9 protein-coding genes are annotated in these 11,210 nt (G+C 31.7%); all 9 read left to right on the top strand.

The window, feature by feature from the left end; all coding sequences use genetic code 11:
- Positions 1-605 precede the first annotated feature (605 nt).
- The 9 genes from O4O04_RS07725 (at position 606) to O4O04_RS07685 (ending at position 10,947) form a co-directional block, all read left to right on the top strand.
- Positions 606-1,532 carry a hypothetical protein gene (locus O4O04_RS07725; protein WP_272535237.1) on the top strand — a complete coding sequence of 309 codons (927 nt, stop codon included), beginning with the start codon at positions 606-608 and terminating at the stop codon, positions 1,530-1,532.
- 195 nt (positions 1,533-1,727) lie between these two features.
- Complete coding sequence (locus O4O04_RS07720) at positions 1,728-2,987, top strand: hypothetical protein (protein WP_272535236.1); 1,260 nt, start codon at positions 1,728-1,730, stop codon at positions 2,985-2,987.
- Between the two features lie 1,280 nt (positions 2,988-4,267).
- Positions 4,268-4,612: a winged helix-turn-helix domain-containing protein gene (locus O4O04_RS07715; RefSeq protein ID WP_272536050.1), complete on the top strand. Its 345-nt coding sequence runs from the start codon at positions 4,268-4,270 to the stop codon at positions 4,610-4,612.
- Positions 4,599-5,162, top strand: coding sequence for a hypothetical protein (locus O4O04_RS07710; RefSeq protein ID WP_272535235.1), 564 nt, complete (start codon positions 4,599-4,601; stop codon positions 5,160-5,162). The genes O4O04_RS07715 and O4O04_RS07710 overlap by 14 nt, the downstream gene beginning before the upstream one ends.
- Before the next feature lie 244 nt (positions 5,163-5,406).
- Positions 5,407-5,724, top strand: a complete 318-nt coding sequence (locus O4O04_RS07705; protein ID WP_272535234.1) for a type II toxin-antitoxin system MqsR family toxin — start codon at positions 5,407-5,409, stop codon at positions 5,722-5,724.
- Positions 5,714-6,103, top strand: a complete 390-nt coding sequence (locus O4O04_RS07700) for a hypothetical protein (protein WP_272535233.1) — start codon at positions 5,714-5,716, stop codon at positions 6,101-6,103. Before O4O04_RS07705 ends, O4O04_RS07700 begins: the two co-directional genes overlap by 11 nt.
- 201 nt (positions 6,104-6,304) lie before the next feature.
- Positions 6,305-6,808 carry a hypothetical protein gene (locus O4O04_RS07695; RefSeq protein ID WP_272535232.1) on the top strand — a complete coding sequence of 168 codons (504 nt, stop codon included), beginning with the start codon at positions 6,305-6,307 and terminating at the stop codon, positions 6,806-6,808.
- Positions 6,777-7,457 (top strand): hypothetical protein, encoded by a 681-nt coding sequence (locus tag O4O04_RS07690; RefSeq protein ID WP_272535231.1) that lies wholly within the window; start codon positions 6,777-6,779, stop codon positions 7,455-7,457. The genes O4O04_RS07695 and O4O04_RS07690 overlap by 32 nt, the downstream gene beginning before the upstream one ends.
- A 2,635-nt stretch (positions 7,458-10,092) precedes the next feature.
- Positions 10,093-10,947, top strand: coding sequence for a hypothetical protein (locus O4O04_RS07685; RefSeq protein WP_272535230.1), 855 nt, complete (start codon positions 10,093-10,095; stop codon positions 10,945-10,947).
- The last annotated feature ends 263 nt before the right edge of the window (positions 10,948-11,210 follow it).

The following is an 11,210-nucleotide window of genomic DNA, read 5'->3' as shown; positions in this document are numbered from 1 at the left end:
AGTCTTTAAAATTGTAGTAGATAAAAATTAGGTGAATTGTTTAACCATAAGTTTAGTTTAAAAATAAAATATTTATATTTCGATTAGAATAAGAAAACAAAAAACTGGTATAACATAATTTTTTGAGGATTTTTCAATTCTTATTTTATTACAAGGCAATTCTATTGACTGTTGTCTCAGATTCTTTTACAGTATTTCAAATTTGAAATTAATAATTTAATTAAATTTAAAATTGGATTACAAGACAAAATAAATTCATTAGCCAATTTGATAAGTTCTAAATAAAACATAGTAGTTAAGTTAAAATTAGAAAGAATTGTAAAAACTTCTCTAAAAAGGAGCACTTTATTGTGTTTTTTAGATAAGAAAAATACGACGAATAACTCCGCGTTACTGGAGACGTCTTCGCTCCTTTGTCCTTAAGGAAGAGGAGCTTCAGACCCATTCGGGTGTCACTACGATTGACCTGCTCTCTTCGTTCACAGCAATCTCGTGCCAACGCCAACGTCTCCTTTGGAGACTCGGCTTTCCCGAACGGCAGCAACGCTCCTCGTTATGTGCCAAAGGCGCGAAAGATCAAAGATCAATAATTTCTCGAGTAAAAAATGAACACTTACAATACAATACCTTACATAAGTCTTAGCATCGCTACAATAATTCTTTCGGTTATAACTTGCTATATAACTGATTCAGAGATTAAAAATATTCTTATTAACATAATCTCAAATGCAGTCTTTTTCTTTCTAGTTTTCATTTTCTATGAGCTTATTCAGGTTCATGTAACGAAAGAAGAGAAAAAATATCTAAAAGAATATATCAAAAATTCAGTTTCTAATGACATTTTCATCGCACTTTACAATATTCAAAAAATACTTCATGGATACAATTTAGATTCAAATACTTTCAGTAATATAGTTGGATTAGTAAATTATTCAGAAAATGAAATTTCCAATTTAATTAAAAACCAAAGTTATCTTGGCTTTCAAATTTTCAAAAATAATGGCGAAATAAGAGATTTATTTAAAGAAACTATTAATAATAATTTATTCCTTACCAATATTAATCATATTGATTCAATAAATATTCTTAAAATCCAAAATAAATTGCTAAAACTTGAATTAATATTTCAAAATACCGATTTTTTTAAACGAACTGCGGAGAATGCTATTGAATATTCTGTCGTAAACGGTAGAGAATTGAATCCGATTAATGAAAATAAATTTCTTTTACTCAAAAAAACGGCTTCAGAATCAAAATTTGTAGTATATGATCACGGATTTTTTGAAGAAAATTTTAAAGATAAACTTCTATTTAGATATATGCTAAAACCAGAATATATTGCAAAAGTATCCCATCTTTTATATGAAATTTTCAGTTTAATGAAGTATTGGCTTCCTACTTCATTAGAACTTTCACCAACTGATAGTCGATTTAGAATAATCAAAGATTATTTTACACCATTTACTTATACCAAAACTAATACGACTAAAGTTCACGTAGCGGATATTTTAGAATTAAGGAAAAATATTTAGGATGCGCCTTCAGCACATAACTTTCGCTTGCCGCATCGCCGGAATACCGGCTCGGTCTTTGACACATTCCTCTTCGTCACGCTTCTCGCAAAGCAAGAAGACGTGCCGACGCTAACGCCTCCTTTGGAGGCTCAGCTACGAGAAACGTCGGCAAGCTCATTCGTTATGCGTCATTTCTAAAAAGGAATTTTCACGATGAATAAATATAAGAAATTACTAGAGAGATTATCTCCTGCATTCAGATTAATTCAGGAGCAACAATTGGAATTCATTCGAAATTCTTTATTTGGAGGAGATGATGATGAATACGGACAAAGAGTTTTCAATGAAAAATTGATAAAATCGTTAGAAAAATCAAAACCAAAAGAAATTACCTTTTATTATGAAAACTTAGAAGAAATATCTAAATTATTAAATGTTAGTGCTAACCAAATTGATTTATTTACTGTTCAATCGGTTTATTCTAAAGTTAATTTGACAATAAGTGAATTGAGAGATCGAATGTTTGCAATTCGAGATTTTAATTATTATCGAACTGACGAACTTAATTTCACGAATGGTTCAATGCCAGCTAAAGAAGGATTGACTTTATTAGAGATGATTAGATCGAAATTATTGTTTTTTGTAATCGATTTAGATGAAGGGATTGAATCTTCATATATTGGAAAAAGCGATAAGCCAATTCTACAGAATGTATGGCTAGAAGTTAGATATATTTTTAGTGAATTTATGAATTTTTATACATTAATTGTGTTTTATGAAATATTATATTTTAGTTTTGAAAATAGTTTATATTCATCGGAGAGAGTGAATGATGTATTGAAGAATTTATGGGACGAATTAAGTGTAGTCTTAAATTCAGGTTACATACATTTTATTTATATAGAAACGAGACCTATAGCTTATGATAAAGAGCCAGAATATAGAATAACATCTGATAGACCTACAAGAATTAAAATATTTTTTTCAAATGATCAGAAATTATTTCAATTAAGATTAGATTTTTCTCACGAAGGAGAAAATTTCTTTCATGGCAATTTGCATGTATCCGACATGAATTCTGAAAGTTTTAGAGAAGATCACACTTTTCAATTTTCTGATATTCAAAATGTGAACAATGAAGATGAAAATTTAAAAGAGGTATTTAAGGAAATAGAAAACGGATTAATGAGCATAAAGCTCAAGAATAGAAATAAAAAAAATCAAGAAAGAAATGAAAGAGATGGTGATATTTTAGATTTAGTAAAAATTCAAATATATAAAAAAAATTTAATAGATCTCGGAAAAAAACAATTAAATCTGACTGATGAGGAAATTCAAAAAGCTGTTGGATTTATTAGTAGATTTTCAAATATAGTTGCTCAAGAAGATATATCCCTAATATATTCTTCCGATAAATATTATATTCTTGATTTACTTATGTCTATAGAAATTACCATTTTAGAAACATTATAAAAATGTGATAAACGACGCATAACTCCGTCTACCTGTAGAAACCCTCGCTCCTTGTCCTAAGGTAGAGGAGCTTCGGTTCCATTCGGGTGTCACTGCGGTTGCATTGGTCGCAATGCTCCCAGCAACCTCGTGCCAACGGTAACGCCTCAGGTTTCTTTTCCTCGGTCGGGGACTCCCTCGGGAAACCAGAGGCTCACCTATCCCGAACGGCAGGTAGACTCCTCGTTAAGCGTCATAAATTTAGGAATACTATTTTGCTTTTAAAATCAAATATTATCATTAATTCATGAGTATTGAAGGAATAGCCTTTCATTTAACAGTAAAACTATTATGTATACTGTAGGAATGTAGACATAAATTAGTTCTTATTTTTGGTTTAGAGTATAGTGAATTTCTTAAATTTAGTATTATGAGAAAAGTAAATTTTATAGGAATATTTTTAATTTATTTAACTTCGGGATTATTTTTTCGTATTTATTCGCATACTGATTATTTAAAAACTATGTCTATATTATTTGTATCACCGTTAGTTATTGTATTTTTAAGTTCATTAGCGAAAGTAAGCATTTTAGTATTTATTTATAAAAATAAAGATGGGATTTATAGTAGAGTTTTCCTCTCATGTTTTTTAGAGTATGCTTTAGCTTTTTTTCTTTTAGCATTTTTCGATTTATTTAAAGATTCTAAATTCATTCTATATTATTTTTTTGCTTTTTCGTTTTGTAATTCTATTTGTCAGAGCTTAATTTATTTTACAGAAAACTTCGATATTAAAGTAAATAGATCTCATATTTATTTATATTTTATTTTTTATATTACTTTATCTCCTATTTTGGTTTGCTTTTCTTATTTAAAATTTATATATTGAAATTTGAAATCTATAATATTTATGGAGAAAATCTTCAAAATAAATATCGTAAGGATTTTAAACTAAAACATTGAAATATTAAATAATTATTAAAGATAAATATTTTATAGTAATATTTTTTTAGTTCAAATTAAATTTACGACGCTTAACTCCGCGTTACTGGAAACGTCCTCGCTCCTTTGCCTTTGATGAAGAGGAGCTTCAGACCCATTCGGGTGTCACTACGATTGCTTTTCTCGACTTTGTCTCAAAGCAATCTCGTGCCAACGCTAACGTGTCCTTTGGACACTCAGCTATCCTGAACGGCAGTAACGCTCCTCGTTAAGCGTAATTCCGAATGTGACTATATTTTAGTTTATATGAACTAAAATATAGTTGATTAAATTTGAGTAAAAAACACAGTAGTATTGTGATGGTTTTGGATGGAATATTTGGAAATAAGACAGCTTCGAAAGTTCTCATTCATCTTTTCCATTACAATGAATTACATGCCTCCGCCATTGCTAAAGATTATGGTGTAGCACTTACACCTATTAAAAATCAATTAGAAAGATTTGAAAAAGCTGGGGTACTAGTTTCAAAGAATATAGGAAAGTCTCGAGTCTATTCGTTTAATCCCAAATCGCCTTTCGTTAAAGGTCTCAAGTTAATTTTAGAGGTTTATTATAATTCACTTTCAATAAATGATAAAGAAATTCTGTTCTCTTCAAGGCGACGCCCAAGGGACAAAGGAAAGCCAGTTTATGGAAGAACCTAACTGGGAAAAAGTAACGGAAGAAGATCTTTGGAAATTTGTTGGTTGGCATCTTGCTAATAAAGGAATAAGTTCCGTATTAGTTGGAGGTTCCGTAGTTTCTATTTATTCTAAAGGCGCATACAGATCTGGTGATTTAGATATGGTTGAACCATTGATATCTCGCGGCAAAGAAATAAGAGAAACGATGGAAGCATTAAATTTTAAAAAATTTGGAAGGCATTATCGCCATCCAATGTGCGCTCATCTATTTGTTGAATTTGTTTCTTCGCCAGTTTCGATTGGTGATGATTATAGAATAAAACCAGATGAAATAGAAGTTGATGGAAAAATATTAAGGATACTCTCTCCAACCGATTGTGTTAAAGATCGTTTAGCATCTTTTTTCTATTTTAAATCTCGGGATTGTCTAGATCAAGCAGTGTTAGTCGCAAGCAATCAAAGGATATACTTTGATAAAGTAAAAGAATGGTGTTTAAATGAACCAGGAGCCGGAATAGAAGGTTATCTTGAATTTGAAAAAGCTCTCAAAATATTTCGGAACAACGCTTAACTTTCGCTTGCCGCATCGCCGGAATACCGGCTCGGTCTTCGACACATTCCTCTTCGTCACGCTTCTTGCTAAGGCAAGAAGTCGTTCCGACGCTAACGCCTCCTTTAGAGGCTCAGCTACGAGGAACGTCGGCAAGCTCATTCGTTATACGGCATACCCAAAATCTCTACACAAGAGAATTGACTTTTATATCCGATCGATCTAAATGGTTGACAATGTACACTATTTAAATATAGTGTAATAAGTGGAGAAAAAACGTGCTCATTATTCTTTGAAGGTAATTAAAGATCTTATACGAAGTGGTAGTGTATTTATTACAAAGAAAGCACAATTAACAGCCCTTGAAAGTTTCGGTTTTGATTATGAAGGAATAGTCAGTAATGTTCTAGAGTTAAGTCACGAAAATTTTTATAAATCAATGACGTCACATCAAAATGTAAAGCTTTGGCATGATGTTTACAAAATGAGAATTCAAGAAAAGCATATATATATTAAATTACAAATTTTAGAAGAGGATGCTCTTATTATTTCTTTTAAAGAGGATAGCAACTATGAAAGATAAAGTATGGAAAGATTGCCCATCGTGCGGATCTCAAGGATCAATGAAGAAAAAGTTAAATTTGAAGACTAATTTTATAGTAAAAGATTATGGAAAAGAAATGGTCAATGGTCTGGAAGGTTACGAGTGTAATAAATGTGGAGATGCAATATTTTCCAAGAGAAGTCAATCAAAGATTAATGCGACAATTGCAGAATTGAAAGCAAAGGTGGACTCGGATAAAGTTGTCGCATCACAATTAGCAAGCGTTGATGAAATGGCGAAGAAATATAAAATTACAAGACAAGCGATTCACAAAATGATGAACAATGGAAAGATCAGATATGTTTTTGTTGGTGATATACGCCTACCATTAAAAGATCAGAATATTCAAGTGAAATAGCTTTAGAAATTTAAAAATGGGTACGCCGTATAACTTTCGCTTGCCGCATCGCCGGAATACCGGCTCGGTCTTCGACACATTCCTCTCCGTCACGCTTCTTGCAAAAGCAAGAAGTCGTGCCGACGCTAACGCCTCCTTTGGAGGCTCAGCTACGAGGAACGTCGGCAAGCTCATTCGTTATACGCCATTTTTTAATTTTTTATGAACAATAATACAATACATTTAAATGACCTCTTGAGAAAGCTTCCTCAGAAAATACGTGTTCGATTCGAATCACTAGCAAAATACACTTACGATCAAATATTTAGTGATGATATCCGGGAAAGAATCTACAATGATGCAAGAAAAAATAGATATAATGGAGATCTAAGAAGACAAATTTCAAGTGAAAATGAAAAAGCTTCTCTTTTAATGTTTATCTTTCAGTTATCTCAACTTCTTCATAATTATGATATAGCAATTAAGGACACTATAACCTTATTCGAAAAAGAAGGAATAGAATCATTTAAAATTGGTTCTGTTGAATATAAAAGAGGAAATGAAACATATCACTTAGCAGAAAATCTTTTAAAAAAATTAGATGAGTCAATTGGAAACCCAAAACTAGTAAAGAAAATCCAATCATTTAATCATCCTTACCAGGTTATTGCTTTTTACAAAGAGAATATACTAGATGAAAAATTCAAAAAATATATACGATTTTGATCAGAATGAAATTAAGAAAAAACTAACTTCCTATTTCAGAAATAATAAAGCTAACATAAATAAATTTGGTAACAGAGTAAATCAAACTTTTGAAGCTTATGTATTTGCAGACACTATTAGTAGATATAGAAAGAATAATTGGAATATCGAAATAATTAATCCTACACAAAAAAAAGGTATTAAAATATTTAAGCTTAAATTTTCCACAAATGGACTACCAAACAATTATTCTTATGCTCGGTGTGAAAAAGGTAGACAGAAATGCCAAATTCGGCATCAATTAAGAATTCGTACTTATGCAGATGAAGATGGATCTGCAAATTTATGTTGTGATATCGCAGTAATTGAAGACATGGATTTATCAGGTTATACTTCTTTCGACGCAGTTGAGAATAAATATCTGAAAGCATTCGGTGAAGTAAAACATATGGCAGCATATGCCGAACTAATTTCATCTTTTAAAGGATTAGTTTCTGAACTTGCACCCAATTCACTCGACGGCAAATACAAAAGGAATCATGTAAAACCATTTCTATTTGTTAGTGGAATGATTTACAGAAGTGCTGAGGGAATTATATATACTTTCAAAAAACGAAAATATGCTTTTGAAATTATATCCTACAAATTAATGAGAAAAAACGGCGTATAACTCCGCGTTACTGGAGACGTCTTCGCTCCTTTGATCTTAAGGAAGCGGAGCTTCAGACCCATTCGGGTGTCACTACGATTGCTTTTTTCACTTCGTTCGAAGCAATCTCGTGCCAACGCCAACGTCTCCTTCGGAGACTCGGCTGTCCCGAACGGCAGCAACGCTCCTCGTTAGTAGTAATTTTCGCTTTTAATTGAAAGTCAGGTTTTATTCTTTTCGAAAACCGCTTAATAAATCAAAAAGTAATAAGGTTTTACTGAGTCTATATTTGCACGATTCAACTATACTATGCTTTTTATTTCAGAAAGTGAAAGTTCGTTGAGAGAAGTCGGCAAAATCTTAATGTAGAAAGATGCATTAGTCGGATCGCGGTTTTCTCAAAGATAGAAAAAATCAGCAAGCGTGCGAAAACTACTACTAACTCCGACTACCCACTGCGCTCTGAATGTCGCTAAAGCGACCGCAGAGCTTGGTCTACGACACATAAATTCAGCGCTAACGTCTCTTCGAGACTCAGCTCGAATTTACGTCGGGTAGTCTGAATCGTTATTTGTAATTTTGGCTTTTAATTGAAAGTTGGGCTTAACTCTTTTCGAAAACCGCTTAATAAATCAGAAAGTATTAGGGATTAGCTTGGCTTAAACTTACTCGATTCAATTATGCTAAGTGAATTATCTCCGAAAGTGAAAGTTTATTGAGAGAATTCGGCAAATTCCTAATGTAAGAAGATGCCTCAGTCGGATCGCGGTTTTCTCAAAGACAGTAATTTTAACTTAGCGTGCCAAAACTACAAATAACTCCGACTACCCACTGCGCTCTGATTGTCGCTAAAGCGACTGCAGAGCTTGGTCTACGACACATAAATCCAACGGTAACGCCTCTTCGAGGCTCACCTAGGATTTACGTCGGATAGTCAGACCGTTATTCGCAACCGCCTATAAGAGCGGACATCGTGTCCGCTTATTGAAAATAAAAAGAAAAATTTAAAAAAGAGAAGAATACTTTCGCCGAGAAAACTAAAGATAAAGTTTGAATTTCTAAACTGGAGGAAAATTAAAAAGAAAAAAATCCAATTAGAAATTCCAAATTAAAATTGAAAGAGAAATTGAATATTCATTGAATAAATTAATTGAGAATATTCACAATAAGATTCGATTTGTCCTCGAAATTGACAGTTTAAATTGAAAAATAAAGATGAAGGTGTATGTTCAACGTATCAAAAAATAATGTTTTGCGAAAATGATTAAAAAATAATGAAAGACTATTTGAATTCGTTTTACATGTTATTCATTGCTTCAGAGAAATATGATCGTTTTCTTAGGACAAAGGAAATTAAAGAAATCAATTTTATGAATCATGCTTAAATACGAAGTAAATTTTTAAAAAGTATTAAAATAGTTGAAAAAAAGAATTCAAATTTCACTTAGGTAGAACGTGTAATCTAAGATTTAATTTGTTTTACAATTAGAATTAGATTATGAAGGCTTACCTCGAAAGATATCGGCATCCCTGCCTCGAAGACGGCGGCAGCGAATAACACCAACTATCCGCTGCGCCTGAAATACAGGCTTGGTCTGCGACACATAAATCCTAGTCACGATTCTTGCAAGGCAAGAATTCGTGCCAACGCTAACGCCTCTTTGAGGCTCAGCTAGGATTTACGTCGGATAGTCAGACCGTTATCTGCAACTGCCTGGAAGAGCGGACATCGTGTCCGCTTATTGAATAAAAAAGGACGAATTTAAAAAGCCTTTAAGAGAATATTGTTTTGTTTCAAGAAAGGTCTAATTAATTTCACATAACACGAATAAAATAATAAGACAAAGAAAGTAAATTCAAATCCACATTTGATGAGATCGATAATTTTTGATTTAAAAAAACTATTGAATAAGTTTTGTCAAAGATTATATTTGGAATTGAAAACGTAAGATCTGAATACCAATTCTTCATTGAAGTAAAACGATGTTCATCTCGAGTTCTACAAGTTTTATTTGAAATTGATTCAAAGAAAAAGAAAGACTTTTTAAACTCATTTTTGGTGTTTATCATTGTTAATAATAGTTTTGAAAGTTTTATAAAAGCAAATTCCTGATTTACTAGAACATCTTTTTGGTAGCGAATACCGATAAAATTTTAGAATTAAATCTATTTTTAGGTTTCAAAATTTTAATTTGAAAAAAATAAAGTACGCTTATAAAGCTGTCTCATGAGTGTATGTTCTACAGTTTCACTAAAGTTTTATGTGAAAAACATAAAAATTATCTCAGAAAAATTGCCTTTATAAGCGGACGTTCTAAGTTAAAAGATCAAAGAAAAAAAAAGGAATTACACTTAAGCGATCTAAATGAACTTAGATTTAAGTTTATTTACAAAAAGAATCAGATTATTAAAGTTTATTTTGAAAGTTATCGGCATCCATGCCTCAATGACGGCAGCAGCAGATAACAATGACCATCCGCTGCGCACTGAGTTCTAGAAGAACCCAGTGCTTGGTCTTCGACACATAGATCCTAGTCACGATTCTTGCAAAAGCAAGAATACGTGCCAACGGTAACGCCTCCTATGGAGGCTCACCTAGGATCTACGTCGGATAGTCTTACCGTTATTCGACATTTTTATTTCAATAGGAAAACAGATGAAAGAAAAAATTACAAAATCTCTTAAATTTCTACCCTTAATATTTCTAGGTATTTCAATATATTTCACGATTAGCGTAATTTTCAATGGATATTTAACGAATAATCCGAATTCGAAAATGACTGAAAATGAAATACAATTTTTAGAAACGTTTATCAAAAACTTAAAAACAAAAAAATATCAAAATATATTTAATGTCCTGAATGAAAATCTTGGAGAAAAAGAAAATATTTTAAAGGAGTTAAATAAAAAAGAGTATAACGATACGATTAAAATAGCAAAACCGGAAATACGAATATTATTAAAAAAGGAGAACTTGAATTTAGAAAAAATTCAGCTTGAGGAAGGAAAAACAATTCTTTTTTTAATTGAGAACAATAGCGAAAATTCAACACTTTGCGAAATAAGTTTTGGAAAAAATAATGAAGAACACTATGAAATCGTTGGCTTCAATTTTACAGAAATTAAGTTATCTATTTCGGAAATTCAACTAATGGATAAATTAAAATTTGAAAATCTAGAGTTTAGTAACTACTTAGTTTTGTGTTATATTCTTTTCATTATTGTGATTTGGACTTTTGCTTATTTAAAACTAATAAATTCAAATTACTCATCCGAAAAGAAATACTACTTTTTACTATTTCTTTTTGTTGCAGGAATTACTTACGATTGGAATTCTTCAGAACTTTTGACACAATATCAATTTATTAGTCTCAATCTAAATCCAGTAGCTATAAAGAAAAATAATTTCCTTGAAAACTGGAAAGTTATTATTTCATTCCCTCTCGGTGCAGTGATTTTCTTGTTGAAAACGATTACAATGGAAGATAAAAAAAATAAAAACGTCGAATAACTCCGCGTTACTGGAAGCGTCCTCGCCCCTTTGCCCTTGAAGAAGCGGAGCTTCAGACCCATTCGGGTGTCACTACGATTGCTTTTCTCGAATTTGTCTCAATGCAATCTCGTGCCAACGCCAACGTCTCCTTTGGAGACTCGGCTTTCCCGAACGGCAGCAACGCTCCTCGTTATTCGAAATTGTGAAGAAATTTTATGTATAAATCTAAAATTTCATTTTTGAAATATTAATTTGTGATTATAATTTATATAGTTATCATA

This window comes from Leptospira sp. GIMC2001, assembly GCF_028462125.1.
Lineage (GTDB): Bacteria > Spirochaetota > Leptospiria > Leptospirales > Leptospiraceae.
Note: the sequence above shows the minus strand (reverse complement) of the source record. Positions and strands in the feature narration are given on the sequence as shown.

What these genes read in the sequence shown, in the direction of transcription:
- O4O04_RS07695 (WP_272535232.1), top strand. Translation starts at nt 6,305, where the DNA reads ATGAACAATAATACAATACATTTAAATGACCTCTTGAGAAAGCTTCCT.
- O4O04_RS07700 (WP_272535233.1), top strand. Translation starts at nt 5,714, where the DNA reads ATGAAAGATAAAGTATGGAAAGATTGCCCATCGTGCGGATCTCAAGGA.
- O4O04_RS07715 (WP_272536050.1), top strand. Translation starts at nt 4,268, where the DNA reads ATGGTTTTGGATGGAATATTTGGAAATAAGACAGCTTCGAAAGTTCTC.
- O4O04_RS07710 (WP_272535235.1), top strand. Translation starts at nt 4,599, where the DNA reads ATGGAAGAACCTAACTGGGAAAAAGTAACGGAAGAAGATCTTTGGAAA.
- O4O04_RS07720 (WP_272535236.1), top strand. Translation starts at nt 1,728, where the DNA reads ATGAATAAATATAAGAAATTACTAGAGAGATTATCTCCTGCATTCAGA.
- O4O04_RS07725 (WP_272535237.1), top strand. Translation starts at nt 606, where the DNA reads ATGAACACTTACAATACAATACCTTACATAAGTCTTAGCATCGCTACA.
- O4O04_RS07685 (WP_272535230.1), top strand. Translation starts at nt 10,093, where the DNA reads ATGAAAGAAAAAATTACAAAATCTCTTAAATTTCTACCCTTAATATTT.
- O4O04_RS07690 (WP_272535231.1), top strand. Translation starts at nt 6,777, where the DNA reads ATGAAAAATTCAAAAAATATATACGATTTTGATCAGAATGAAATTAAG.